Below are 25,885 nucleotides of genomic sequence, written 5' to 3'. Positions count from 1 at the left end.
CTCTCCTACCAAGTCCTCCGGCCGTCACAGCGTCTGGATTTCGCCCGCGGCCACCTCGGCGGTTATGTCGATGAGGCAAGAGGGGCCGCCCGTCACGGGAGCGCCGCCCCAGCGCAGCACGTCTTCCGCCGCGAGTTCGATCTTGTAGCGCTTCTTGGATCGCTCGAAGCCCGTGCGGGTCGCGGTTTCCTTCCAGGCGACCGTTCCGAGATACCGATCCGGCGGCAGCGTGATGTCGCCGGCGATCTTGGTGTCGATCGACACCAAAAAGCCCATCGGGCCGCCTGCTATCCGTGAACCGCTGCGCAGCCTTGCCATGTCGTGTCCGTCCTCAAACTCTTGAGACACGTTGGGAGCATGTCGGGCAAGAAGGCAAGTCTCACGACCCACGGCTTCGACCCGGACAGCCGAGCGGAGCCGCCGGACCTTGATCGACGCCATCTTTCGGCGACGGTCGATCCGACCTCAGGCCGCGTTGCTGCTTTATGTGGGATCGGTCCCCCGCCAGACGAGGACGCTCCTTTGCCGGAGGTCTTGACCACGTAGAAGGCCCGCTTCGATTACCTCATCAGATCGCTCAGAAGGGCTGTCCCGTCGCGATCGAGCGCTCCGCCCACGCTGACGCCGACGCACGCCAGGATGCCCGTGTCGATCTCGACGGGCTTAGAAAGCGCGAAGATGATCCGGGTGCCGAGGTTTCTGACCTCGTCAAAGTCGGCGTGCCGCACGAGAACCAGAAACTCGTCTAAGCCGAGCGGCAGATCGTGCCCCCGGCCCCACTGTCTCCCGCAAGCGCTGGCCGATGGTCTGAAGAAGCGCGTTGCCCGCCCCATGCCCCAGCCGGCCGTTCACCTGCTTGAAGCCGTCGAGATCGAGATGGAGAAGGGAGCGACCCTGCGGCGACGGGCCGATCTCGTCGAAGGCCGCCTCCAGGGCCCGCCGGTTGCCAAGCGCCTTCAAAGGCTCGTTGAGGGCCTGCTCGCGGCTTTCGATCTGCGCTCGGATCGGCTCGATCGCGGCGGTGCGGTGTTGCCGGATACTATCGAAGCCTAGGGCCGGCTATCGGAAGACCTTGAACGCCTCGGCTACGACAACGAGAGTGCGGACCGGCAAAGAAGCCCTCATGATCCGCGCTCGCTCCCTGAGCATTTGGCGCCAGTATCGCCGCACGGCCAACGAACTGAACCGTTTCTCGCAGCGGGAATTCGCCGATCTCCGCATCGCCCGCGCGGACATCTCGCCAATCGCCCGCCAGGCGACGCGCTAACGGTTTCAATCCTTCGCCTCGGCCGGTCCGCCCCCGGCGAAGGCGTTTTCATGTCGAGCGGTCTGTAGCGCGCAGCCGTTGGCGATGCGAACCATCCGACTGAAGATGTCGAGTCGGACGCTCTGTTCAGAAAATCCGAGCCGCTTCACTCCCCGAGACTGCGATCGTCACCTCCATCAACGCCGCGTGGCGGGGAAGCGCTCCTACGGGTTCAGGCGCGAAGCTCGGAGTCTTGCCGCGAGGTCTGACCCGTGCCCGTTCGCTCCCGCACAAATGTCAGGACTTCCTGATTGTTGAAATCTCGCGCGACCACACTGGCGCCAGCAGCGCGCAGCACGTCAGGCTCGACCGAGGTCAAGAGCCCGACGACGCCGACGCCCGCCGCGAAGGCTGATTTGGCGCCCGCCGGCGAATCCTCGAAAGCGACGGAGCGCTGGGGGTCGCCGCCCAGGATCCCGATCGCCGTCAGGTAGGGAAGGGGATGCGGCTTGGCGTTCGCCAGCTCGTCACCGATCACCAGACAGGCGAAGCGATCGGTGAGATGCAGAGCCTTGAGCACGAGCTCGGCATTGGCACGGGGCGCGTTGGTCACGACCGCGCAGGGTATGCCCTCGCTATCGGCCCAGTCGAGAAGGGGCAGGAGGCCGGACGCGGCTTCGAGCTCGGTCACCATCTCGCGGTAGGCAGCCTCCTTGGCGTCCAGCACCGCGGCGCCTTCCGCGACCGAGAGGCTCGGCAGGAAGTTGGCCGCCGTGGCCGTATTGGCGACGCCAATGATGCGCGTTCGATACGTTTCCCAGTCGAGATCGATGCCATAGGGCAGGAACACGCTCTTCATGGCCTGGAAGTGCAGATGATCGGTCTCGACGATCGTGCCGTCCATGTCGAAGAGAAGAGTGGCGGTCATCGATCGGAAACTCGCATCATGTTCGGGCGGAAGGCCATGGCTCTCCTATGCAGCGGAAAGGCGCGGAGGTCGAGGCCCCGCGCAAGCGCTTCACTGCCGAAGGCGGCCGATCCCCGACGCGCCGTTCTACCCGTGGCTTTCTCCGACCACCATTTCGAAGGGCCAGAGGTGGTCCCGGAACGTCTCGGGTCGCCGGCCTACGGCGGGCAGTTGCAGGAGGAGGCGCGAGCCGAGGGCCTGACCCAGTTCGAAGACCGACATGCGAAAGCTGGTGAGCGCGGGCTTCAAATGAGCGTTCTGCTGGATGGCCCGGTGGCCGACCACGCCGATGTCTCGGCCGGGCTCCAGCCCGCCTTCGCGCAGGGTCGCATAGAGGCCTTCGGCCATCAGGTCGTTGACGAGCAGGATCGCCGTCGGCCTCGGGTCGAGAGCCATGAGCGCCTGGGCGGCGACGTGGCCGCCGCCGCCATGCACCGGCGCGGGGATCACCAGTTGCTCATCGAAGGGCAGGCCGCTCTCAGTCAGCGCCTGCCGATAGCCGTCGAGATAGATCGTGCCCAGATTGGCGTCGTCCATCGGCACGGTGATGGCGATTCGCTTGTGGCCGGCGGCCGCTAGAAGCCGCACGGAGGAGGCTGCCAGTCCGTGGAAGTCGAGGTCGATCCAGTCGTAGGCGCGGCCGGACAGGCTGCGCCCGAGCGAGACGAAGGGAATGCCCCGCGTTTCCAGGATTTCGATGCGCGGATCGGTGCGCTTGGTGGCCGACAGGATGAATCCGTCCGCCAGCTTGCGGCCGACGATGCGGTTCATGAACGCCGCCCGGTCGCCGTCGTCGGGGCACATGAGCACGAGATAGTCGAGGCCCGCCGGCGCCGTCACGGACTGAACGCCCTGGTGCAGCATCATGAAGAAGGCGGCGTTCTCGTCCGACGTCTGAGGTCCGACCTCTGTCACGAAGGCCACGATGCCGGTGCTCCCCTTGCGCAGGCTACGCCCGGACTGGTTCGGCTGATAGCCGAGCGCGCGCGCGGCCTCCATCACCCGTTTCCGGGTTTCGGGGTTGACGTCGGGCTTCCCGTTCAGGGCCCGCGACACCGTGCCGATCGAGATGTTGAGGTGCTTGGCAAGCTCTTGGATACGCATCGGTCCACTCGTACACGGCTCACGGGAGGTGAGGGAAGAGGACGACTTGACAAGACCCTCTCCCTCCCATTCTATGAACCGGAAACGTTTACGGACCCTAGAGGTCGCGCCCGGAAAGGGCCGGACGTTGAGGGAGGGAGGAACTATGCACCGCGTCATCGTCGTGGGGTGCGGAGCCATGAGCCATGTCTGGTTCGAGGCGGCTGCCGCGCGCTCTGATCTCGAAATCGTCGCTGCGGTCGATCTCGACCTGAAGCGCGCGGAGGATTGCCTCGCCCGCCATGGCTTGGGTGATGCGCGCGCCTTCACCGACTTCGCAAAGGCCGTGCGCGAGAGCCGGGCCGACATCGTCTTCGACATCGCCGTTCCTTCCGCGCGCTCCGCCATCGTCCGCGCGGCGCTGGAGAGCGGCTGCCATGTCCTCTCGGAAAAGCCGATGGCCGAGACGCTGGACGAGGCCCGGTCGTTGGTCGATGCCGCCCGCCGCGCCGGCCGCCATCACGTCGTGATCCAGAATCGCCGCTATCTCGAACCCGTTCGCCGCATTCGCGACTTTCTGGCGAGCGGGGCGATCGGCGAGGTGACGAGCACGCATTGCGACTTCTTCCTCGCGCCGCGCTTCGGCGGCTTCCGCGAGGAGATGGCGCATGTCCTCCTGCTCGACATGGCGGTCCACACGTTCGACGCGGCGCGCTTTCTCACCGGCGAAAACGCCATCAGCGTCTATGCCGAGGAATGGGAGCCTTCATCCTCCTGGTATCGGCAGGGCTCCAGCGCGGCGGCCTTGTTCCGCATGGAATCGGGCGCCCTCTTTTCCTACCGGGGCTCCTGGTGCGCGCGGGGCCGCGCGACGCCTTGGGAAGCCGAATGGCGCATCGTGGGAACGCTGGGCACGCTGACCTGGGACGGCGCCGAGCGGATCGAGGCCGAAGTGGTCGATCCCGAACACCGGGACGGACTGTTCGAGACGACGCGGTCGCTCGTCGTTCCGCCGCTCGGGCCGGACGCGCGCGTCGGCGGTCATGCCGGCGTCATGCGCGATTTTCTCGAGGCGATCGCCAATGGGCGCGCGGCGGAGACGGACGGCTCGTCCAACATCCAGACGCTCGCCATGGTCCACGGCGCGATCCAAAGCGCCGAGACCGGCCAGCGCGTCGCGATTTCAGTTTAGACGGAGGGCCCGATGGCCGCACCCATGAGCAACATCCGCATCGGCACGATGGTCAAGGCCAACGATCCCGACCCCGCCGCCTCCGTGCGGCGTATCCTGCCGCACGGGTTCGAGAGCATCGAGCCGTTTTTCTGGCAGGTGATGAACAAGGATCTGCCGCGTCTGGCGGAGGAACTCCGCGAGGCGATCGGCGACCGGGACGTGACCATCTCGACGCTCGGCATGTTCGGCAATCCGCTGGAGGAGGGCGAGCTCGACGTCGCCACCCTGCGCGGCTGGGAAGCGCTGATCGACAACGCGCATCTCTTTGGCGCAACGACGATCGCCGGCTTCACCGGCCGCCTGCGCGGCCAGCCGATCGAGGCGAGCCTGCCGCGCTTCCGCGAAATCTGGAGCGAGCTGTCGCGCCGCGCCGCCGACCGGGGCGTGCGTCTCGCCTTCGAGAACTGCGCGATGGACGGCAACTGGGCGAGCGGCGATTGGAACATCGCCCACACGCCCGACGCTTGGGAGCTGATGTTCGATGCGGTTCCGGAGGACAATCTCGGGCTCGAATGGGAGCCCTGCCACCAGATGGTCTATCTCATCGACCCCATTCCGCAGATCCGCAAATGGGCGCCGAAGATATTCCACGTCCACGGCAAGGATGCGACCATCCGCTGGGACGTGATCCGCGAGCACGGGATCTACGGCAAGCTGCCCGCCGTCTTCATGCGCACGCCCGGCTTCGGCGACACGAACTGGACGGACGTCATCTCCGAGCTGCGTTTGGCCGGCTGGTCCGGCTCGATCGACATCGAAGGCTGGCATGACCCGGTCTATTGCGACGCGCTGGAGATGACCGGCCAGGTGCACGGCTTGAATTATCTCAAGCAGTGCCGAGGCGGCACGGTCGTCCCCAACTGAAAATCGAGGTGTCGGCCGCTCGGGTCTGCGCTGCGGCCGGTGCGTGAGGTAGGTTCAAAACACGTGAGCGCGGAGCCAACCGCGCCGCCCGAAACCGTCAATAGAGGAGGAACCCGATGAAACGCCTGTCCGCAATCTTGGCTCTTGGAGCCTTGATGGTCTCGACGCTCGCCGCGCGGGCCGAGCCCGTGACGCTCGAAGTCTGGACCGTCAATCCGCAAGACTATCACGAGACCATGGCCCGCGAGTTCGAGAAGGCCAACCCGGACATCCGCATCAACGTGAAAGTGGTCCAGTTCCCCGACGTGGTGAACGACCTCGCGCGGGCCGTGGCGACCGGCAGCGCGCCGGACGTCACCTATATCGACAACCCCGATATCGCGCTGCTGGCCTCCAAGGGCGTTCTGGCCGACCTGAAGCCCATGATCGACGGCTCGAAGATCGTGAAGCTCGACGACATTTATCCCGGCCCGCGCGCGGCCGCGACCTACAAGGACGGGATCTACGGCATTCCGCGCGGCGCCAACACGCTCGCGCTCTACTACAATGCCGATATGTTCAAGGCCAAGGGCCTCGACCCGGACAAGCCACCCCGGACCTGGGACGAACTCCACGCCGCCGCCAAGGCGCTGAGCGATCCGGCCAAGAACGTCTACGGCCTCGCCTTCTCGGCGGTCGGCTCGGAAGAGGGCACGTTCCAGTTCCTGCCCTGGCTCCAGATGGCGGGCGGCAGCTTCGACAAGGTGAACGGACCGGCGGGCGTCGAAGTGCTCGACTTCTGGGGCAAGCTGCTGGCCGAAAAGCTGGCCTCGCCCGACACGCTGATCCGCAGCCAATACGATTCCACCGCCACGTTCAACGCCGGCAACGCGGCCATGGTGATCTCCGGCCCCTGGGAATTGCCCCGCATGGCCAAGGACGCCAAGTTCGACTACCGCGCCGCGCTCCTGCCCATTCCCAAGGATGGCGCGGAACGCGCCTCCGCGCTCGGCGAGGGCGACAACGTCATCCTGAAGGGCAGCGCCCACCAGGCCGAGGCCTTCCGCTTCCTGGAATACATGGTCAGCCAGATGCCCCGCGTCTGGAACGAATTCGGCTACTTGCCGGCGTCCAAGGTCGAGGTGACGAACCCCAAGCAGCCGGCGATCTACGCCGTCTTCGAGGAAAGCATGAAATACGCGCGTACGCGCGGTCCGAGCCCGCAATGGCCGCAGATCTCCAAGGCGATCTACACCGCCGTGCAGGCCTCGCTCACCGGCCAGTCCACCCCGCAGGCGGCGCTCGACGGCGCTCAGGCCTCGATCGACGCGATCCTCGCCCGCTGAGGCAAGACGGCAGGCGGCTCCCTCGCTTGCGGGGTCGCCTGCTCACCTCAAAGCGCGGGACGGACCCCTGCGGGTCGGCCGACAGGGTCTTTCCGCTGACGCCGCTGCTGCGGACGCGCATCGGCCCCTCGTCGCGCTTCAGAACCCTGACAAGACGGGCGGGGCGGAGAATGGGCGAGGGATGTTGGCTCCCCAAAAGAAGCGCAGTTCAGGTCCAGCTCAAGCTTTTCCGCCGATATGACAGGACATAAAACCGGGGCACCCGACCCCGGTAATCCTGACCCAGGATGCCGACATATCGTCCCGAACGAAAACGCCTCGACCATCCGCCGCGCGGCGGGTTTGTTAGGCCTTCTATCAACAGGAGAGCTTGCCCATGAACGGGTTTCTCGGCAGCCTGCGGGACGGAGCGGGCTTCGACCGGCTCCTGGTCGGACTGGCGCTCGCCTATCTCGCGGTCTTCTCGCTCTTTCCGATCATCTACACGGTCGTGATGTCGTTCCAGAGCGTCGACCTGTTCACGCTGGCCTCGTTCGACCGCCCCTTCGTCGGACTGATGAACTATGCCGACATCTTGTCGCGTCCGCTGGCCCGCACCGTTCTTCTCAACACGGCGATCTTCGTGGTTCTGTCGGTTCTCTTCCAGCTGACGATCGGCTTCGCGCTGGCGCTTTTCTTCGCGCAGGATTTTCCCGGTGCCTCCACCATGCGCGGGCTGTTTCTGGCCGGCTGGATCATGCCGGCCCTCGTCGTCGGCGCGATCTGGAAATGGATCTTCGCGGGCGACTACGGCGTGCTCAACGCCTTCCTCCAGTCGGTGGGGGCGATCGACGGGCGCATCTTCTGGCTCTCCGACCCCTCCGTCGCGCTCTATGCCATAGTCATCGCCAATATCTGGCTGGGCGTGCCCTTCAACATGCTTCTCCTGTCGGTCGGGCTCGCGGCGATCCCGCGCGACATCTACGAGGCCGCCGATCTCGACGGGGCCGGTCCGGTCCGCCGCTTCGTCTCCATCACGCTGCCGCTGATGCGCGCGCCGCTCGGCGCGGTGATCTCGCTCGGCACGATCTTCACGCTGCAACAGTTCGACCTCGTGGCGGCGTTGACGCAGGGCGGCCCGTCCAACAGTTCCAACGTCGCGCAGTACTGGTCCTGGCAGCTGTCCTTCCAGACCTACGAAATCTCGCTCGGCGGCACCGTGGCGGTGCTGATGATGAGCTTCGTGATCCTCGTCGCTGCGCTCTACACGCGCTCGACCCGCCACGAACAATCGTTCTAACCGCGGGGCAAGACGTGAAACGCAAGATCCTCTGCGTGATCGGCATGACGATCACCGCGCTCTACCTCTTTCCGCTCTACTGGATGTATCTCACCGCTTTCAAAGGCGGCACGGAAATATTCCTCTCTCCGCCGACCTTCTGGCCCAGCGATCCGCAATGGAACGTGCTGCGGGTTCTGGAGACGACCAATGTCGGCCGCTACATCTGGAACTCGCTTCTGGTGGCGAGCGGCACGACGGTCGTGGTGATCCTGTTCGGTACGGGCTGCGCCTATGCGCTGGCCCGGCTGCGCGGGCGGTTGGTGGAGGTCTCGCTCTTCGCCATCCTGATGATGCAGGCGCTTCCGTCCTCGCTGATGGTCACGCCCATCTTCGTCGCCTTCAGCCAGTTCGGCCTTCTCGCCACGCCCCGGCTGGCCGTAATCCTGGCCCAGGCGGCCAAGGTTCTGCCGCTCTACATCGTCCTGTGCCGGGCGAGCTTCGTGCAGGTGCCGCGCGAGCTGGAGGAGGCCTCGCTGGTCGACGGAAACTCGCGCGTCGGCGCCTTCTTCCTGATCGCGCTGCCGCTGGCGCGAAACGGCATCCTGATCTCCTCCGTGCTCGTCTTCCTCCAGTCCTTCGGCGAGTATGTCTATGCCCGCTCGTTGATCGCGCAGGAGCCGCTGCAGACAGCGACCGTGGGGCTGCAGGGCTTCATGGGCCCAAACGCCAGCGACTGGACCGGGGTCATGGCCTACTCCGCCCTGTATGTGACCCCCGTCCTCATCGTCTTCATCTTCCTCCAGAAACGCATCGTCAGCGGCCTGACCGCCGGCGCACTGAAGTGAGGCCGTCCATGTCCTCTCCCGCCTATCAGATCGAGATCGATCGGCTGAACAAGCATTACGGCACCTTTCATGCGCTGCACGACATCGACGTGAAGGTCGCGCCCGGCACGTTCGTCGCCCTTGTCGGGCCGTCGGGCTGCGGAAAATCGACGCTCCTGCGGACCCTGGCGGGCCTGGAGACCGTGTCGTCGGGCGACATCCGCATCGCGGGAGAGAGCGTCGCCAAGCGCCCGCCGCGCCAGCGGGACGTGGCCATGGTGTTCCAGTCCTACGCGCTCTATCCCCACATGTCGGTGGCCGACAACATGAGCTACGCGCTACGCCTGCGCGGCCGCGCCAAGCAGGAAATCGCGGCGGCCACGCGCAAGGCCGCCGAGACGCTGGGCCTGACCGGGCTGCTCGACCGCCTGCCGCGCGAGCTGTCGGGCGGCCAGCGCCAGCGCGTCGCGATGGGCCGCGCCATCGTGCGTGATCCCAAGGTCTTCCTGTTCGACGAGCCGCTGTCCAATCTCGACGCGGCGCTCCGCGTTCACATGCGGGGCGAGATCCGCAAGCTGCACGACCGGCTCGGCGCGACCTCGATCTACGTCACGCACGACCAGATCGAGGCCATGACCATGGCCGACCATATCGTGATCCTGCGCGCCGGCGTGGTGGAGCAGCAGGGCGCGCCGCTCGATCTCTACGACCGCCCGGCCAACATTTTCGTCGCCGGCTTCATCGGCTCGCCCGCCATGAACTTCGTTCCTGCCGTGGTGGACGACACGGGCGCGCGGGCCAGAGCCGAGGATGGCGGACTGACGCTTGCGCTGGGCGGGAAGGCGCAGCCCGGCCAGCGCGTCACGCTCGGCCTGCGGCCCGAGCATCTGAAGATCGCGGCATCGGGCGAACCCGATGCGTTCGAGGCGCGTGTGGAGACGCTGGAATCCACCGGCAGCGCCAGCTTCCTCAAGGTGCGCGCGGGCGAACAGACCCTCGTCGTGTCGCTGGCCGAACGGCGGGTTCACATCGCCGACGAGCGAATTCACCTGCGGATCGACATCCCGGCCATCCACGTCTTCGACCGGGAGAGCCAAGAGCGGATCGATCTTCGGGCCTTGTGAGAACGTGTCCGTGGGCGATCGGAAACGCCGCCGACATCGGTCCGATGCCGGCGGCGCCAATAGTTCGGGCTTGGTGCGCGCTTAGTTCGCGAAGGCCTTGGTCAGCGCGGCGACGGCCATTGCGGTCGCGTCTTTGGCCTGGGGCACCACGGCCGCCATGCCGAAGAACTCGTGCGTCACGCCCGCATAGGTCTTCTGCTCGGTCGCAACGCCTGCCGCCTTCAGCTTCCCGGCCAGCATTTCGCCTTCCGAGCGGAGCGGGTCGATCTCGGCATTGATGATCGTCGTGGGCGGAAGGCCCGCGAGGTCGGAGCGGTTCACGAGATCGAGGCGCGGGTCGGCGGCCTGCTGCTTGGACTCGAAGACGTTCGAGACGAACCACTCCATCGCCTTCTTCGACAGGGGCATGGCCTCGGCGTTCTCGACATAGGACGGCGTCGTCATGTCCTTGCCGGCGACGGGATAGACCAGCACCTCGGCCAGCGGCGCGGTCAGCTTCTGGTCGCGCGCGGTGATGGCGACATTGGCCGCGAGATTGCCGCCGGCGCTCTCGCCCACGAGCGCGACCTTCTTCGCATCGCCGTTGAAGGAGCCGGAGTTCTCGATCGCCCATTTATAGGCCGCGTTCGCGTCCTCATGCGCGGCGGGGAACTTGTGCTCGGGCGCGTGGCGATAGTCGGCCGAGACCACCACGGCCTTGGCGCCGGCCGCGATGCCGCGCGCCGAGGCGTCGTAGGTGTCGATATCGGCGATCACCCAGCCGCCGCCATGGAAGTAGACGACGATCGGGAATGGGCCGGTGCCCTCCGGCGTGTAGATGCGAACCGGGATCGGGCCGCTGGCGCCGGGGATCGTCAGGTCGCGGGTCTTCACGGCCTTGAACGCGGCGTCGGGCTGGATGCCCTTTTCCTTCATCACCGCCATGGCGGCGTCGGCGGGGGTCGGCCCTTTGCGGGTTTCCTCGACAGACTGCGTGCCGATAGGCTTGGCGCCGAGCGCGGTCAGCTTGTCGAGAACGGCCTTCATCTCGGGGGCGGGCTGCGCCATGGGCTTCGAGGCGTCGGCTGCGGGGGCCGGGGCGGCGGTTTGGGCAAGGGCTGCGGTCGAAAGCAGGGTGGCCGTGGCGAGAGCCAGGGCGAGGCGGGACACGCGCGTCATAACAAGTCCTTTAAGGCGTTGGATGACAGAAAGCCTCGCCCGACTCTTCCGTTCCAACCCCGCGCGGACTCAAGCTTTCGCCTGCTATCGATCCCTTCGTTCCGGAATTCCTCGCTTCGCCTCACATCGACCGCGCCCGCACTGTCACTGGCCCGTCGCGCACTCCGCCTGGGCCGGGCTCGGCGCACGGGCGGCGAGCGGCATTCGAACGATGTTGCCGCCCGTTTCCAGATCGGCGCTGATGGTGACGTCTCGGCCGCTGTGCTTGGCGTCGTAGAGCGCGCGGTCGGCGCGCGCGTAGGAGATCATGCTCTCCTCCTCTCCCATGTGCGCCAGGCCGATGCTCGCCGTCACCGTGAGATTGGCGGGAAGCGGCGGTCCGCCGATCTCGGAGAGCTTGCCCCGCAACCGGTCCCCCGTCAGGAGTGCCTCGTTCGGCGTCATGCCGCTCAGGGCGACCGCGAACTCCTCGCCGCCCACGCGCCCGACGAAATGCGGGTCCTTCAGCGCGTCGTTCAGCAGGCGCCCGATCTCGGCGATGACGTAGTCGCCGACGAGATGCCCGTAGGTGTCGTTGATCCGCTTGAAATGATCGACGTCGACCACGCCGAGCGTGAGGTCGGCACCGGCGGTTCTCGCCTTGTCGAGGCGGGCGAAGAAGCCGCGCCGGTTGAGGAGACCGGTCTGGATGTCGGTCAGAGCCAGCGCCTCGAAGCGCTCCTTCAGTTCGAACAGGCGCAGGTTCGACCGCGCCAGCAGCCAGAGAAACAGAAGCGACATGGCCGCCGCGACAAGGGTCGTTTGAACGAAGGAAGGCCAGAGCCGGTCGGGCTGCGTGTAGAGGTTGACGAGCGCATCGACACCGTCCGTCACGGCAACGATCCCGAAGGTCGCGATCGCGATCTTGATCCGCATCTCCCGGCGGCTGCGGATCGCGGTCAGATTCGCCAAGCTCAACGTCATCTCGCCCACAATCCTCGTTCCGAGATGATCGTAAGCGATACTTCTTTCGGGACCCTCAACGGTGCGCGGGCAAGGGTCAGGTTGGGAGATCGAAGTGGTGACGCGAGAGCGCCGCAATCACCACAGCCGACCGGGCCATTTCGGCTCTCCGGCAAGGCCTTCGAAGGCGGCGTCGGCCGACACCAGAGTCAATCCCTTGGCCATCGCCGTCGCGCCGATGATCCGATCGAAGGGATCGCGGTGCGCCCAGGGCAGCGTGGCGGCCAGAAGGCTGGCCTCCGCCGACAAGGGCACGAGGCGGGCGCCTTGTTCCTCGGCCAGCTCGACCAGCCGGTGAAGAAACGGCTCCATCTCGGGCCATTTGCCGAGACGCACCTTCTGGCCGATCTCGAACAGGCTAATCGCGCTGACAAACACGGTCTCGGCCTCCGTCATGGCGCTCGTGGCCCTGACTGACAGGCGCGCGTCGCCCGTCAGAGACCACGCCCAGGCATGCGTATCGAGAAGAACCGACCTCACGTGGACCCTTCCCACAGCGCCAGTTCGTCCTCGCTCATGGGTTCGAAGAAGTCGGGGCCTTCGCCAGCGAACTGCCCTTTCAGGAGGCCGATCGTGAAGCGCCCTTGAGCAATGGGGACGATCCTCGCCACGGGGCGCTTGCCCTTGGCGATCACGACCTCCTCGCCGGCGATCGCGGCCTCGATCAGTTTCGAGAGCTGCGTCTTGGCAACATGAACCGTCACCTGCATTCCAGCCTCCTATTAGCTAACTTAGCTAAATCTAATCCGGAGAATGCCGTTTGGCCAGTGTCGCGACGCAGACTCACCATCTGCCAACGCAGAGTTTCTCAAACCGCGACAAGTTCCGACGCGAGAACCCCGTCCGTCATCTCGGCTGCCTCGTGCACCCGCGCCAGCAGCCATTCCACGCCGGGGTCTGTCTTGGAGCGGGTCGCGACATAGGCGCCGATCTGAGCCGCCGGCGATTGTGCGGCCGTTTCGAGCGTTCGCAACTGGGGCGCCAGCAGTGAGCGCGTGGCGATGCGGCGTGGCAGCAGCGCGGTGAAGCCGCTTTCCAGAACGAGCATGAGCGCACTCAAGCTGTCGGGCACCACGACGGCGGGGTCGCAGGCTGGCTCCGGCCCGCAGCCTTGCCGTTCGCTATGGATGAGATCGACATAGGCCGAGCCGGTTCGCTCGCCCATCTGCTGCGTCCAAAGGTCGGGCGACGAAATTCGCGCGAAGGGGATGGTTCGCAACCGCTCGTGGGTGAGCCCGTCGCGTATGGCGGGATGATCCGCCCGAACCACCCAGGCCAGCGTTTCCTCGAACAGGACATGGCACTCCACGGCGTCGTGCTGGCCGCGCGTGCGCACCAGAACCGCGTCGAGATCGCCGTTCTGAAGATCGCGCATCGAATGGTCGGAGAGATGAACGGTCCGCAGCCGGACATGGGGCGCATGGGCCCTCAAGACGCGCAGAAGGGGCGGCACGATCACGAGAGACACGTAGGGCACCGTGGCCACCACGAACTCGCGCGTGCTCTCGGCGGCGACGAACCCCCTGTTTTCCAGAACGTCCTGCAACTGGCGCAGGATGTCCAGAATCGCCGGGGCGATCTCCAGCGCGCGCTGGGTCGGCACCATCTTGCCCGGCACGCGAACGAAGAGCGGGTCGCCCACTGCCTCCCGCAGGCGCGCCGTCGCGTGGCTGACCGCCGAGGGGCTGAGGCCAAGCCGACGCCCGGCGAGGGTGGCGTTGCGCTCTTCGAACAAGGCTTCGAAGACGCGCAGGAGATTCAGATCGAACTGCCTGAAGTGCATGGAATTCACATCCGCGCTGACAAGACTTCAGTTCCCTTCATAACAGAAAGGGACGATCCTGGCTTCAAGGATCGCAATCGACTCGCGAGTTCACAAGGGCCGAGAGATCCGTTTTGGCAAGGACTAAAGATCATGAAGCTCGTCACCCTTATCGCTTTCGCCTCGATGGCCGCGACCGCCGCTCCCGCCTTCGCCGACTCCATCGTCCCGGGCTCCGACGCCGCCTTCTATTCGCAGGCGACCCCCGCTCACTCCACGACCTCGACCACCCGCTACGGCATGCCCCACACCGCCACCTTGGGCGCGGCGCAGCCGGGCTCGAACAGCGATCTGGTCCCCGGTTCCGACGCCGCCTTCCTAAGCAGCGCACCTAAGGCCGCCCCCGCGCAGGCCCACGCGACTCGCTCGGGCACGAGCATCGCGCCTGACATGGTCCCGGGCTCCGACGCGGCCTTTTTGAACTGATACCGCCTCTAAGCTGACACTGTCGCCGAAAGGCGGCCCGCCGACCAACGCCCGCCTCCGATCTCCCGCGCCTCTTCGAGGGCCTTCACGGGAGAACCGGAAGCGGGCGTTTTCGCGTCTTGCGCCAAACACAAACGAAAACGCCCTCGCCGGGGAAAGACCGGCAAGCTCGTGAGGGAGCAGCCGAAAGGGGGGAGGACCCGTTCGGCTCGAGCGCCGCGACCGGGGGAGGACCGGCCGAGGCGAAAGCGAGAAACTGTTAGCGCGTCCGCTGGCGAGCGGTGGCCGGGACGTCCACGCGCGCGAGACCGAGATCGGCGAGTTCGCGCAGCGAAAGGCGGGTTCAGCTAGGTGCGAGCCGAGGCGCGCGCGTTTTCCGCAACGTGGTCGTCTCTGATACACGCGCTCCTGTTTGTTGAATGTAAGACTGGAGTTCAAGCTGATGTCTCTTCTGCCGCGCCTCGCGCTCGCGCTCGTTCTGGCCGTCCTGGTTGGGGGTGGCCTGATGATCTACGACCAGAAGCGCGGCGCCGAATGGGTCGTTTCGCCGGAGGCGATCGCGGCCGCCAAGGCCGAAGGGAAGATGGGCGTCGAAAATGATCGTGGCTCGGTCACGGTGCTGCCGATCCGTTCCGAAACGGCCGATGTCCTGCCCATCAAGTGGATGCTCGCCGGCGTCGCCGCAGGCGCGGTCACCTTCGTCGCGACGCGCCGACGCGCTTAGAACGCCTCATCGCATGTCCAGGCAGAGCGTTTCCGTCTTGCCTGGACATTCGCCAGCAGGCCAATCCCTGCCGGACATCCCCACTGCGCCTGCCCTCAAGCGCTGCCCGACCGGACCGAGTTACGCCAGACGAGCGGGGCGTCGAAGATGCGGTCGGCTGCCGATCCCTGTTCCGCACCGTCCGCGACGAGGCGCACCGTCCATTCGGCGATTTCCTGACACGGTTGGGCGAAGGTGGTGAGTTCGTAGGAGGCCCAGCCCGCCTGTTCGATATCGTCGAAGCCGATGATTCCGACATCCTCGGGAATGCGAAGGCCGAAACGATGGCGGGCCGCGTCCATCACGCCGCAAGCCAGAAGGTCGGTCACCGCGAAGACGCAGTCCGGCGGCTCGGCGGAGGAGAACAGCGCCGTGCCGGCCTGAAGACCGCTTTCATAGGCCGTCGGCCCCTGGCTCCAGACGCGCGGCGAAAGGCCCTCCGCGCGCAGCGCGTCCTGAAAGCTGGCGCAGCGTGCGATGAGGCTCGGCGTGCCGACGCCGGACGCGACCAGCGCGGGCCGGCGATAGGCACTGCGGCGAAACAGCGTCGCCGCCGTGCGCGCTGCCAGATCGTTGTTGACGGCGAGATTGACCGTGCCGGACAGATGGTCGTCTCGGTTGAGAAGAACGAGGCGCTGGCCGCTGTCGAGACAGGCCTGCGCGATCGAGCGATAGGGCGTGCCGGACAGGACGATGGTCGCGTCGGCCCGGTAGTTCAGCGTCTGGCGCAGCGCATCCTCGACATGCAGCGCCTCGCGGCCTGCGTTCAGCACCATCACGACCTTACCCGCCGCCTGCAGGGCACGCGACATGTGGTCGAGAAGACGCGAGAGATAGGGCGTGTGGATGTCGGCGACGACGAGGCAGACGATGCCCGTGCGCTGGCGGATCAGCCCGCGCGCCAGATGGTTGACGTGGTAGCCGAGTTCGCGCGCCGCCGCCTCGACCTTGGCCCGCGTTTCCACTGAGATGCTGGCGCCGGGCGTGAAGGCGCGCGACACCGCCGAGCGCGACACGCCCGCCAGGCGCGCCACTTCCGAAGCGCTCGCGAACGCCGCCGATCGGTCCCGATCGAACTCCATGCCGAACCTCATTCCAGCCGGTGCACTGCATTGCAGCACATTTAGGCCACTATCTCCGACCTTTCCCACATTGACAAGACGGTCCCCTTCACCGAGCTTGCACACGAGTGCAAAGACGATAACAGCTGGGAGGCTTCGACAATGCGCATGGGCTTGAAAGCAACCACCGTCCTCTTCACGCTTGCCGCCAGCGCCCTGCCGGCCAGCGCGGCGGGGACGCTGAACCTCATCTGCGCCGCCGACGTGAAATGGTGCGAGCTGATGGAAACGGCGTTCGAGAAGGACCATTCCGACATCGCCGTGAACATGGTGCGCATGAGTTCGGGCGAGGCCTATGCGCGTGTCCGCGCCGAAGCGCGCAATCCCAAGACCGATCTCTGGTGGGGCGGCACGGGCGACCCGCATCTGCAGGCTGCCGAAGACAAGCTGACCGTGGAATACAAGTCGCCGCGCCTGGGCGACCTGCAACCCTGGGCGCAGAAGCAGGCGGAGGTCTCAGGGTTCAGGACGGTCGGCATCTATTCCGGCGCGCTCGGCTGGGGCTACAACACCGATATCTTCGCGAAGAAAGGGCTCGCCGAGCCCAAATGCTGGAAGGACCTGACGGCGGACGCCTACAAGGGCGAGATCCAGGTCGCCAATCCGAACTCCTCGGGCACCGCCTACAACGCGCTGGCGACGCTGGTCCAGATCATGGGCGAGGAGCCGGCCTTTGCGTATCTCAAGGCGCTCAACGCCAACGTGACGCAATACACCAAGTCCGGCTCGGCGCCGGTCAAGGCGGCGGCGCGCGGCGAGACCGGGCTCGGCATCGTCTTCATGCATGACGCCGTGGCCATGACCAAGGAAGGCTTCCCGATCAAGACCGTCGCGCCCTGCGAGGGCACGGGCTTCGAGGTCGGCTCCATGTCGATCGTCAAGGGCGCCAAGAACCTGGAAAACGCCAAGGTTTTCTACGACTGGGCGCTGAGCCCCGAGGTCCAGTCGCGCGCGGCGGAGGCGAACTCCTTCCAGTTGCCGTCCAACAAGACGGCCGCCGTGCCCCCCGAGGCGCCCAAGCTCACCGAGATCAAACTGATCGACTACGACTTCGCCAAATACGGCAATTCGGAAACCCGCAAGGCGCTGCTGGAGCGCTGGGATCGCGAGATCGGCGCCATCGCCAACTAAGCGATCTCGCGGCGTCGCCCATGTGCGGCGGCGCCCGTTCTGGCCGTGGAGCGGGCCGACGAGGCCTCTCCGCCCGCTGCCTGAGGACATGCCGATGGACCGTCGACTTCGCCGTTTGGACGGAGCCCTTCTCTTGGGGCTTCTCGCGCTCGCGCTTCTGCCCTGGTACGGGATCGAGGGCGGGCTCTTGAGCCTCGGCTGGCTCGAAGCCTATCCCTTGGGCGGGTCCGGCGCGCCGGCGCTGGCGCAGATCGTGCTGCGCCCGGCGCCCTGGCTGCTTCTGCCGATCCTGCCGCTGGCGCTTGCCGTGGCCCTGCGCTTTCAGACGCCGGGCCGGGCGAGGGGTGGGCGGATCGCGGCGCTGGGGGCGCTCGGCTTGGCTGCCCTTGTCTTGGAAGGGCTGTCGATTGGCTATGGCGGATGGAACTGGAGCGGCTGGGAAGCCGTGTTCGGCCCGCTTGCCGACGGCCAGCCGCCCTTCGGCCTCGGCGCCTTCGCGCTGGCCTGCACCTTCCTTCTGCTGATTGCCTTCGGCGCGGCCGAGAGGGGCTGGCTGCGCGGCGACGCTTTCGTTCTCTCGGCCATCACCTTCGTCGTGGCGCTGGTCTCGGCCTTCGTGCTCTATCCCCTGGCGAGCCTTTTCATCGGCGCGTTCCAGGCGGTGGACGGCTCGTTCGACGCGACCAGCTTCACCCGCAACATCCGCGACCCGTCGATCTGGTCGCTCGCCTGCCTCACCGGCTCCGGCACCTGCGGCCTAGCCTGGCGCACGATGTTTCTCGCCATCATGACGGGCCTTGGCACGACCGTTCTGGGTCTTGCCTTTGCGCTGGTCGCGACCCGCACGCGCTTTCCCTTCAAGCGCATCCTGCGGCTTCTCACCATCCTGCCCATCATCACGCCGCCCTTCGTGATCGGCTTGGCGATGATCCTCCTGTTCGGGCGCTCGGGCGTCGTCACCACAGGCATCGCCTCGCTGACCGGCCTCGACGGCGGCCGCTGGCTCTACGGCATGCCCGGCATCTGGATCGCGCAGATGCTGAGCTTCACGCCCATCGCCTTCATGGTGCTGATCGGCGTGGTGGAGGGCATCAGCCCCTCCATGGAGGAGGCGGCCCAGACCATGCGCGCCGATCGCTGGCGCACCTTCTGGACCGTGTCCTTCCCGCTCATGCGCCCCGGTCTCGCCAATGCCTTCCTGGTCGGCTTCATCGAGAGCATGGCCGATTTCGGCAATCCGCTGGTGCTCGGCGGCAGCCACGGCGTTCTCTCCACCGAGATCTTCTTTGCCGTGGTCGGCGCGCAGAACGACCCCGCCCGCGCCGCCGTTCTCGCCTTGGTTCTGCTCGGCTTCACCCTTTCGGCCTTCCTGCTCCAGCGCCTCTGGCTGAAGGGCAAGAGCTACACGACCGTCACCGGCAAGGGCGACAGCGGCCGCCATGTCGCGCTCGACGCGCGGCTGCGCCTCGGCTCCTATGCCATGGTGGTGCCCTGGGTGCTGTTCACGCTTGTGGTCTACGCGATGATCCTCGTCGGCAGCGTGGTGCGCACGCTCGGTCTCGACAACACGCTGACGCTCGACCACTACCGCAAGGCCTTTTCCGTCGCGGTGGGGGAGGGCGGCCTGCGCTGGACCGGAGTGGCCTGGAACTCCTTCTGGACCACCATGGAGATCGCGTTGATCGCCGCGCCGCTCACCGCCGTGGTCGGCCTCCTCTCGGCCTATCTCCTGGTGCGGCAGCGCTTTGCCGGGCGCGAGGGGCTGGAGTTCCTGCTCATGCTCTCCTTCGCTATTCCCGGCACGGTGATCGGCGTGTCCTATGTCCTCGCCTTCAACCTGCCGCCGATCGAGATGACGGGCACCGCTGCGATCCTCGTCGTCTGCTTCATCTTCCGCAACATGCCGGTGGGCGTGCGCGGCGGCATCGCGGCCATGAGCCAGCTCGACCGAAGCCTCGACGAAGCCTCGCTGACGCTCGGCGCCAACACGTTCACCACGCTTCGCCGCGTCGTGCTGCCCTTGCTGCGCCCGGCCATCACGGGCGCGCTGGTCTATAGTTTCGTGCGCTCCATCACCTCGATCAGCGCGGTGATCTTCCTCGTCAGCGCCGAATACAACATGGCGACCTCCTATATCGTCGGCCTCACCGAGAATGGGGAATACGGCGTCGCCATCGCCTACTCCGCCATGCTGATCGTCGTCATGATCGCGGTGATCGGCCTGTTCCAACTCGTGGTCGGCCAGCGCACGCTGCGCCGCGAGGTCCGCCTCGCGCCCGCCGCCGTCGCCGCCCCGCTCGTCCCGTCGAAGGAGAAGATCGCATGAGCCCGACCCTCAAGCCCGGATCGGTCCGGTTCGAATCCGTCGAGAAGCGCTTCGGCGCGGTGGTGGCGATCGCTGATCTCACGCTCGACATCGAGCCGGGAACGCTGGTGACGCTGCTCGGCCCCTCGGGCTGCGGCAAGACCACGACGCTGCGCATGCTGGCCGGGCTCGAACAGCCGACCGGCGGGCGCATCCTGATCGGCGGGCGGGACGTCACGCAACTGCCCGCCAACGAGCGGGACGTGTCCATGGTGTTCCAGTCCTACGCCTTGTTTCCCCATATGAGCATTGCCGACAATGTCGCCTACGGCCTGCGCTCGGGCGGCAAGTCCAAGGCCGAAGCGCGCGAGCGGGCGGAGGAGGGGCTCGCGCTGGTCGGGTTGGTGGGCTACGGCGCGCGCCTGCCCAGCGAATTGTCGGGCGGCCAGCAGCAGCGCGTCGCCGTCGCCCGCGCGCTGGTGCTGGAGCCGCAGGTCCTGCTTCTGGACGAGCCGCTTTCCAATCTCGACGCGCGGCTGCGCCGGCAGGTGCGCACCGAGATCCGCGAGTTGCAGCAGCGGCTCGGCTTCACCGCCGTCTATGTCACGCACGACCAGGAGGAGGCGCTCGCCGTCTCGGACCGGATCGTGGTGATGAAGGACGGCGCGATCGCCCAGGCCGGCACGCCGCGCGAGCTCTACGAATCCCCCGCCTCGCCCTTCATCGCCGACTTCATCGGGGAGGCCAATGTGGTCGCCTGCGAGGTCGTGCGCATCGGCGACGGGCGCCTTGCCGCCCGGCTTGGCGGGCTGGTGCATCCGGTTTCGGGAGCGGGGGCGCGCGAGGGCGCGGCTCGGCTCGCCATTCGGCCCAACGCGCTCTTCCTGCAGGACCATCGGCCGGACGGGTTCGAGGGGCGCGTCGCCAGCGCCGCCTATCTCGGAGACCATATCGAATACGAGGTCGAGACCGCTCTCGGCCGCCTTTTCATCGTCGATCCCGCCATCGAGCATGTCCGCCCCGTCGCCGCACAGGTCGGGATCGGCCTGCACGAGCGCGGCGTCGCCCTCATACCCGCGTGAGCCCCATGTCCTTTTCCGCCCCGACGCCGCTGCCCCTCGACCCGGAGGATGCGATCGCCCGCCGCCATGCCCTGGCCGAAGCCATCGCCCAAGAGAGCGGGCGCATCGCCAGCGCCTATTTTCGCGATCCCGCCCGTCTGACGATCGACACCAAGCTGAACGGGCAGGACGTCGTCTCGATCGCCGACAAGGAGGTCGAAACGCTGCTGCGCCGGCGCATCGCAGACGCGTTTCCGGACGACGCGGTGCTGGGCGAGGAATACGGGTTGCAAGCCGGCACCTCCGGCTTCACCTGGGTCATGGACCCGATCGACGGCACCAGCCCCTTCGTCTTCGGCATCCCCGCCTGGTGCGTGTCGATCGCCGTCATGGCGGAAGAGCGGATCGTTGCCGGCGTCATCTTCGCGCCGGAAACCGCCGAACTCTTTTCCGCCCGGCGCGGGGGCGGCGCGACGCTTAACGGGCGGCCGATGCGCGTCGCGCAAGACTCCTCGCTGCAATCGGGCGTGCTCGGTCTCGGCGCCAACCATCGGGTGCCGAGCGCGGTGATCTCCCGCTTCGTCGGCAAGCTGCTCGACGAGGGCGGCATGTTCATCCGCAACGGCTCGGGCGCGCTGTCGCTCGCCTATGTCGCGGCCGGGCGTCTGGCTGCCTATTGGGAGCCGCACATGAACGCGTGGGACTGTTTCGCCGGCTTCCTTCTGATCGAGGAGGCCGGCGGCTGGATCGTGGATCCCGCCACCTGGGCAGACCTCAGCTCGGGCGGCGTGGTGCTCGCCGGCTCGCCACGCACCCGCGCCGACCTCCTGCGATTGGCGGATGTTTAAATCACTGCCGTTGCAGGGGGCTCACTGGGCGCATAGCATGCTGGGACAGCGATTGGGCAGGGAAGCCGTGTGGCAGCGCAGCTTCTAAAGATATCTATCTGGAATAAAACCAATAATCCGAAGCTCCGTAATTTACATTATGGAACTTGATCACGTTAGCCCATGGTCGAATGCTGCTAGACATGGCGGAGCATTGCCAACCTGACGGGCCTTCTACAATCACGCAGGGCAAGCTGGAGGGATGCCCACCGGCGCAACTCAGGCATTCGCGACAAGGGAGCCAGCGGGCGACCTGACCAGCCGACCCCTTAACTCTGCCGTATCGCTCCTTGCGTCCCCGCAGGCGTCACGAAGCCTGTGAATGGCCGCTCCTATGAGCGGCCATTCGATAATCACAGGTGTTAGGCCAGGGTGCGCACCTTGGCCTCGCGGTCCCAGTAGCGCTTCTTGGCCGCTTCCACGAAGCCGTCGAGCGTCGTGACGCCCTCGTCGGCCTCCACGCCCGCCTTGTCCAGCAGCGGCTTGGCGGCCTTGTTGTGGCCGATCGCCTTCAGGTGGCCGAAGGCGTCCATCACCCACTGCACCGCCGCCGCTTCCTTCACCAGCTTGGCGCAGGCCGCCTCGCTGAGAACCACGGCGCAGGCGTCGACCGTCGCCGAGGGCTGGCCGAAGAGCTGGGCGTCCGCCTTCACGCGGCTTCCGTCCGACAAGGGCACGGCCCCGACCTTGGGCGCGATCGTTATGGGATGGCCGCCCGCCGACTTGACCGCGTCCTTCACCGCCTTCAACTCGGCCGCGTCGGTGCCCTCGGCAAAGAGGATGCCGACCGTGCGCCCCTGCAGCGTGTGCTTTTCCAGCGGTCCGCGCACGATGCGCAGCGCCGGCGAAGGCGCCATGTCGATCACCGGCACCTTGGTCGGCGAGGCCTTGGGCAGGTCCATCGCCAGGCCCTCGGCGACGCGGCTCGCGAGCGCCTCGTCGACATTGCGCAGATTGGCCATCATCGCCACGCGGATGTGCTCGATCGAGACCTTGGAGAGTTCGAACACGAAGGCGGAGGCGATGTGCGCCTGCTCGGCCGGGTCCATCGAGCGCCAGAAGAGGCGCGCCTGGCTGTAATGGTCGGCGAAGCTCTCGGGCCGGATGCGCAGCTTCTCGCCCTCTTCCTGCGAGGGGAAGGTGCGGTAGCCGTTTTCCGGGTCCTCGCGCGCGCCGCCGGGCTCGCCCACCTTGGCCAGACTGTTGGGCTCGTAGTTGGCGCGGCCCTTGGGCACCTGCATCTGCATGTGCCCGTCGCGCTGCTGGTTCATGAACGGGCAGCCGTCCGGGCGGCCCTTGGCCTGGTTGATCGGAAGCTGGTGGAAGTTCACCGTGCCGAGGCGCGAGAGCTGCGTGTCGGTGTAGCTGAACAGGCGCCCCTGCAGCAGCGGGTCGTTGGAGAAGCCGATGCCGGGCACGACATGGCTCGGCACGAAGGCCACCTGCTCGGTCTCGGCGAAGTAGTTGTCGGGATAGCGGTCGAGAACCATCTTGCCGACGATGCGGACGGGCAGGATCTCCTCCGGAATGATCTTGGTCGCGTCCAGGACGTCATAGGGCTGGCTGTCGGCAAAGGCCTGGTCGAAGAGCTGGACGCCCAGTTCCCATTCGGGATAGTCCCCGCGCCCGATCCGCTCGAACAGGTCGCGCCGCTGAAAATCGGGATCGGCACCCGCGACCTTCACGGTCTCGTCCCAGATGGTCGAGGCGAGACCCGCCTTCGGCTTCCAGTGGAACTTCACGAAGGTGGACTTGCCCTCCCGGTTGACGAACCGGAACGTGTGGATGCCGAAGCCTTCCATGTTGGCGAAGGTGCGCGGCAGGGTCCGGTCCGACATGATCCACATCGCCATGTGGGTCGATTCCGGCATCAGGGAGATGAAGTCCCAGAACGTGTCGTGCGCGGTCGCGGCCTGGGGATAGCCACGGTCGGCCTCCATCTTGGCGGCATGGATCAGGTCGGGAAACTTGATCGCGTCCTGGATGAAGAAGATCGGGATGTTGTTGCCGACGAGGTCCCAATTGCCCTCGCGGGTATAGAACTTCACCGCGAAGCCGCGCACGTCGCGCGGCGTGTCGCTGGACCCCGCCCCGCCCGCGACGGTGGAGAAGCGCACGAACACGTCGGTCCGCTGCCCCTTCTTCTGAAAGAGGTCGGCGCGCGTGATGTCGGCCAGGCTGTCCGTGCATTCGAAATAGCCGTGCGCGGCCGAGCCGCGCGCGTGGACGATGCGCTCGGGAATGCGCTCGTGGTCGAAATGGTTGATCTTTTCGCGATAGACCTCGTCTTCCAGCAGAACGGGCCCGCGCTCGCCCGCCTTCAGTTGGTTCTGGTTGTCGCTGATCGGCGTGCCGTGGTTCGTGGTCAGCACGGGATGGTCGGCGTCCGCCACCTGATGGGTCTCCCCGCCATGGCCCGGATTCGTCTTGGAATGGTCTGTCATGGTCGTCCCCGTTCGTCTGAAACCTTCGAACGGTTCCAATCTGGGTCGCGCCCGAGCCCCGGCAACGATCAAAACGGTCGCGGGGGAAATTCCGTAAATGAGAAAACGAAGCAGGCTACGATCAATGGATCGGATAGCGGCGCGAACTCGCCTATTTCGGCCGCGACGCGGCGCCGGCACGGCGAGCCGGCGCCTCCGTGTCGATCACGACGCGGATGCGCCCCTGCCGGGAGGCCTTGACCTGCTGGATGCCGAGGCCCGAGATCAGGAGCGCCTGCCAGCCCGAGGGTTTCAGCGTCCCGTCCGGCATCCTGGCCGTCAGGCCCCGGGCGGCGAGCTTGCGGCAGGCCGTTGCGAAGGGCATCTTCTCCGCGATCGGGAGAAGCGGCAGCGCCTTTGTGGCCGCCGACCAGTCCTCGGCCGAATGCCCGGTGATCCAGTGGACATAGTCCTGCGTTTCCAGCGGCAGGGCGGATTTGCCCTGCTTCCACGCCGCGACCCGGTTCGGGCCGGCATTGTAGGCCGCGGCGGCAAGGCCGAGGCTTCCCATCTTCGCTTTCAGCTCGGTCAGATATTGCGCGGAATGCGCCAGCGCAGTCGGCACGTCGAACGGATCGGCGAGCCCGCGCTCGGCGGCGGTGCCCGGCATGAACTGGGCGATTCCCTGGGCGCCCTTTGGGCTGATCACCTTCGGGTTGAAGAGGCTTTCCCTCCAGATCAGACGGGCGAAGAAGGACGCCGGCAGGCCGTTGCGGGCGGCCTCGTCCTCGATGATCCGGCAGGTCGCCTCGGCGAAACTGACCGACCGCTTGGTCTCCTCGCCTTCGCCGGCCGCCAGCGCCCGCCCGCCCCCGGCCAGAAGCAGACAAAGGAGCAGGAGAGGACGCAGGGTTTTCGCTCGAACCATGCTCGTCCTGTGAAGGGCAAAACCCGCGAATTTGCGGCGCGAAGAGGGGCATGGTGGCTTTCCGCGCGCAAGCCTAAGCGAGGGGGCCGCTACACCGGGGCCAGGGTGACGCTCGTTTCGGTGACAATCTCGTCGAACTGATCGACGGCGGCGAAGAAGGCGGGGCGCACGCATCCCAGCTTGCTCTCGTCCACAACGAGCGTTCGCCGGAGCGCGCGCTTCATCGCCGCCTGCTTGATCGGCACCTCGTTGAAGTTCGAACAGGTGACGCCGTGCGTGGCGTGGACGCCGCCGGCCGACAGGATCGCATGGTTGATGCGCAGGTGCTCGATCGTGCGGATCGCCTCGTCGCCCGAGAAGGTCTGGGCGGAGGGATGAAACAATCCTCCCAGGACGATCATGCGGATATTGGGTCTGAGGGCCAGACGGTTCGCGATGTTGAGGGCGTAGCAGACCACCGTCAAAGGGCCGTCGCCCGGCAGATAGGCGGCGAGATGCGGCGTCGTCGTGCCGCAGTCCAGGAAGATGGTGTCGCCGGGGCGAACGAGCGCGGCGGCGCGCCGGCAGGCCGCGTCCTTGGCGTCGGCATGCTCGTCGTTTTCCGCATCCAGACGATAGAGCCCGCCCCGCTCGCCCTGGGCGGGCAGGATGTATCCGCCGAGATAGTGGAAGGTTTCGGGGGCGCTCGCCAGATCGCGCCGGATCGTCATCTCGGACACGCCGAGAAGCCCCGCCGCCTGCTTGAGGTGGAGAACCCCTTCCGACTTCAGCCGCTCGTCGAGCTTTGCGAGACGCTCCGACTTCTTCAATGCCATCGGCCCTTCCTTCGCAGCCTCGTGGGGGACGTTCGTTTGGGGACCGTCGAATTATCGCCTTGACGGGTCAAGACCCGCGTGAAAAACCTATGCCAAATTCTGTGACGATGTTCAC

General features: G+C 66.5%; 26 protein-coding genes. 13 read left to right on the top strand and 13 right to left on the bottom strand.

What is annotated here, in order from left to right; translation table 11 throughout:
• Window positions 1-24: 24 nt before the first annotated feature.
• Together M673_RS24355 and M673_RS25220 are read right to left on the bottom strand one after the other, a co-directional pair.
• Window positions 25-441 carry a hypothetical protein gene (locus tag M673_RS24355; protein ID WP_148640200.1) on the bottom strand — a complete coding sequence of 139 codons (417 nt, stop codon included), beginning with the start codon at window positions 439-441 and terminating at the stop codon, window positions 25-27.
• A 267-nt stretch (window positions 442-708) separates the two neighbouring features.
• Window positions 709-960: a diguanylate cyclase domain-containing protein gene (locus M673_RS25220; RefSeq protein WP_187301357.1), complete on the bottom strand. Its 252-nt coding sequence runs from the start codon at window positions 958-960 to the stop codon at window positions 709-711.
• Window positions 961-1,123: 163 nt separating this feature from the next.
• Here M673_RS25220 and M673_RS23810 point away from each other — a divergent pair, with 163 nt between their 5' ends.
• On the top strand, window positions 1,124-1,267 hold the full coding sequence (locus tag M673_RS23810; RefSeq protein WP_082639908.1) for a DUF1127 domain-containing protein: 144 nt from the start codon (window positions 1,124-1,126) through the stop codon (window positions 1,265-1,267).
• Window positions 1,268-1,478: 211 nt separating this feature from the next.
• On the opposite strand, the gene M673_RS20395 is transcribed toward M673_RS23810, so the two are convergent.
• Both M673_RS20395 and M673_RS20390 read right to left on the bottom strand, forming a co-directional pair.
• On the bottom strand, window positions 1,479-2,174 hold the full coding sequence (locus tag M673_RS20395) for an HAD family hydrolase (protein ID WP_061978556.1): 696 nt from the start codon (window positions 2,172-2,174) through the stop codon (window positions 1,479-1,481).
• Between the two features lie 126 nt (window positions 2,175-2,300).
• Window positions 2,301-3,317: a LacI family DNA-binding transcriptional regulator gene (locus M673_RS20390; RefSeq protein ID WP_061978555.1), complete on the bottom strand. Its 1,017-nt coding sequence runs from the start codon at window positions 3,315-3,317 to the stop codon at window positions 2,301-2,303.
• Between the two features lie 145 nt (window positions 3,318-3,462).
• On the opposite strand from M673_RS20390, the gene M673_RS20385 reads away from it, so the two are divergent.
• The 6 genes from M673_RS20385 (at window position 3,463) to M673_RS20360 (ending at window position 9,928) form a co-directional block, all read left to right on the top strand.
• The gene (locus M673_RS20385) at window positions 3,463-4,488 is read left to right on the top strand and encodes a Gfo/Idh/MocA family protein (RefSeq protein ID WP_061978554.1); all 1,026 of its coding nucleotides are present in this window, start codon (window positions 3,463-3,465) and stop codon (window positions 4,486-4,488) included.
• A 12-nt stretch (window positions 4,489-4,500) separates the two neighbouring features.
• On the top strand, window positions 4,501-5,394 hold the full coding sequence (locus M673_RS20380) for a sugar phosphate isomerase/epimerase family protein (RefSeq protein ID WP_061978553.1): 894 nt from the start codon (window positions 4,501-4,503) through the stop codon (window positions 5,392-5,394).
• A gap of 116 nt (window positions 5,395-5,510) precedes the next feature.
• On the top strand, window positions 5,511-6,719 hold the full coding sequence (locus M673_RS20375; protein WP_061978552.1) for an ABC transporter substrate-binding protein: 1,209 nt from the start codon (window positions 5,511-5,513) through the stop codon (window positions 6,717-6,719).
• Between the two features lie 376 nt (window positions 6,720-7,095).
• Window positions 7,096-7,998 carry a carbohydrate ABC transporter permease gene (locus M673_RS20370; protein WP_061978551.1) on the top strand — a complete coding sequence of 301 codons (903 nt, stop codon included), beginning with the start codon at window positions 7,096-7,098 and terminating at the stop codon, window positions 7,996-7,998.
• A gap of 44 nt (window positions 7,999-8,042) precedes the next feature.
• Window positions 8,043-8,825: a carbohydrate ABC transporter permease gene (locus M673_RS20365; protein ID WP_061978698.1), complete on the top strand. Its 783-nt coding sequence runs from the start codon at window positions 8,043-8,045 to the stop codon at window positions 8,823-8,825.
• 8 nt (window positions 8,826-8,833) lie between these two features.
• The gene (locus M673_RS20360) at window positions 8,834-9,928 is read left to right on the top strand and encodes an ABC transporter ATP-binding protein (RefSeq protein WP_061978550.1); all 1,095 of its coding nucleotides are present in this window, start codon (window positions 8,834-8,836) and stop codon (window positions 9,926-9,928) included.
• Window positions 9,929-10,009: 81 nt separating this feature from the next.
• Here M673_RS20360 and M673_RS20355 read toward each other — a convergent pair whose 3' ends face one another.
• The 5 genes from M673_RS20355 to M673_RS20335 all read right to left on the bottom strand — a co-directional run bounded on the left by M673_RS20355 (window position 10,010) and on the right by M673_RS20335 (window position 13,871).
• Complete coding sequence (locus tag M673_RS20355) at window positions 10,010-11,086, bottom strand: alpha/beta hydrolase (protein WP_187301356.1); 1,077 nt, start codon at window positions 11,084-11,086, stop codon at window positions 10,010-10,012.
• 144 nt (window positions 11,087-11,230) lie between these two features.
• Window positions 11,231-12,037, bottom strand: coding sequence for a GGDEF domain-containing protein (locus M673_RS20350; protein WP_187301355.1), 807 nt, complete (start codon window positions 12,035-12,037; stop codon window positions 11,231-11,233).
• 129 nt (window positions 12,038-12,166) lie between these two features.
• Entirely contained in the window at window positions 12,167-12,568 is a 402-nt protein-coding gene (locus M673_RS20345) for a type II toxin-antitoxin system VapC family toxin (protein ID WP_061978548.1), read from the bottom strand.
• Window positions 12,565-12,798: a type II toxin-antitoxin system Phd/YefM family antitoxin gene (locus M673_RS20340; RefSeq protein ID WP_061978547.1), complete on the bottom strand. Its 234-nt coding sequence runs from the start codon at window positions 12,796-12,798 to the stop codon at window positions 12,565-12,567. The genes M673_RS20345 and M673_RS20340 overlap by 4 nt, the downstream gene beginning before the upstream one ends.
• Before the next feature lie 98 nt (window positions 12,799-12,896).
• Window positions 12,897-13,871, bottom strand: a complete 975-nt coding sequence (locus M673_RS20335) for a LysR family transcriptional regulator (RefSeq protein ID WP_061978546.1) — start codon at window positions 13,869-13,871, stop codon at window positions 12,897-12,899.
• Window positions 13,872-14,003: 132 nt separating this feature from the next.
• Between M673_RS20335 and M673_RS20330 the strand changes: the two genes are divergently transcribed.
• Both M673_RS20330 and M673_RS20325 read left to right on the top strand, forming a co-directional pair.
• Window positions 14,004-14,336, top strand: coding sequence for a hypothetical protein (locus tag M673_RS20330; RefSeq protein WP_061978545.1), 333 nt, complete (start codon window positions 14,004-14,006; stop codon window positions 14,334-14,336).
• Window positions 14,337-14,778: 442 nt separating this feature from the next.
• Window positions 14,779-15,060, top strand: coding sequence for a hypothetical protein (locus M673_RS20325; protein ID WP_061978544.1), 282 nt, complete (start codon window positions 14,779-14,781; stop codon window positions 15,058-15,060).
• A gap of 95 nt (window positions 15,061-15,155) precedes the next feature.
• Here M673_RS20325 and M673_RS20320 read toward each other — a convergent pair whose 3' ends face one another.
• Entirely contained in the window at window positions 15,156-16,181 is a 1,026-nt protein-coding gene (locus tag M673_RS20320) for a LacI family DNA-binding transcriptional regulator (RefSeq protein ID WP_061978543.1), read from the bottom strand.
• 147 nt (window positions 16,182-16,328) lie between these two features.
• Between M673_RS20320 and M673_RS20315 the strand changes: the two genes are divergently transcribed.
• The 4 genes from M673_RS20315 (at window position 16,329) to M673_RS20300 (ending at window position 21,565) form a co-directional block, all read left to right on the top strand.
• Entirely contained in the window at window positions 16,329-17,351 is a 1,023-nt protein-coding gene (locus M673_RS20315) for an ABC transporter substrate-binding protein (protein ID WP_374755563.1), read from the top strand.
• Window positions 17,352-17,445: 94 nt separating this feature from the next.
• Window positions 17,446-19,677 (top strand): ABC transporter permease, encoded by a 2,232-nt coding sequence (locus tag M673_RS20310; protein WP_061978541.1) that lies wholly within the window; start codon window positions 17,446-17,448, stop codon window positions 19,675-19,677.
• The gene (locus M673_RS20305; protein ID WP_061978540.1) at window positions 19,674-20,738 is read left to right on the top strand and encodes an ABC transporter ATP-binding protein; all 1,065 of its coding nucleotides are present in this window, start codon (window positions 19,674-19,676) and stop codon (window positions 20,736-20,738) included. Before M673_RS20310 ends, M673_RS20305 begins: the two co-directional genes overlap by 4 nt.
• 5 nt (window positions 20,739-20,743) lie before the next feature.
• On the top strand, window positions 20,744-21,565 hold the full coding sequence (locus M673_RS20300) for an inositol monophosphatase family protein (protein WP_061978539.1): 822 nt from the start codon (window positions 20,744-20,746) through the stop codon (window positions 21,563-21,565).
• Between the two features lie 401 nt (window positions 21,566-21,966).
• On the opposite strand, the gene M673_RS20295 is transcribed toward M673_RS20300, so the two are convergent.
• The 3 genes from M673_RS20295 to M673_RS20285 all read right to left on the bottom strand — a co-directional run bounded on the left by M673_RS20295 (window position 21,967) and on the right by M673_RS20285 (window position 25,770).
• Complete coding sequence (locus M673_RS20295) at window positions 21,967-24,048, bottom strand: catalase (RefSeq protein WP_061978538.1); 2,082 nt, start codon at window positions 24,046-24,048, stop codon at window positions 21,967-21,969.
• Window positions 24,049-24,199: 151 nt separating this feature from the next.
• On the bottom strand, window positions 24,200-24,955 hold the full coding sequence (locus tag M673_RS20290; RefSeq protein ID WP_061978537.1) for a lytic transglycosylase domain-containing protein: 756 nt from the start codon (window positions 24,953-24,955) through the stop codon (window positions 24,200-24,202).
• An 89-nt stretch (window positions 24,956-25,044) separates the two neighbouring features.
• On the bottom strand, window positions 25,045-25,770 hold the full coding sequence (locus tag M673_RS20285; protein ID WP_061978536.1) for a DeoR/GlpR family DNA-binding transcription regulator: 726 nt from the start codon (window positions 25,768-25,770) through the stop codon (window positions 25,045-25,047).
• Window positions 25,771-25,885 lie beyond the last annotated feature (115 nt).

Source organism: Aureimonas sp. AU20 (genome assembly GCF_001442755.1).
Classification (GTDB): Bacteria; Pseudomonadota; Alphaproteobacteria; order Rhizobiales; family Rhizobiaceae; genus Aureimonas.
The sequence above is the reverse complement of the archived record's forward strand: the minus strand, read 5'-3'. Positions and strand labels throughout refer to the sequence as shown.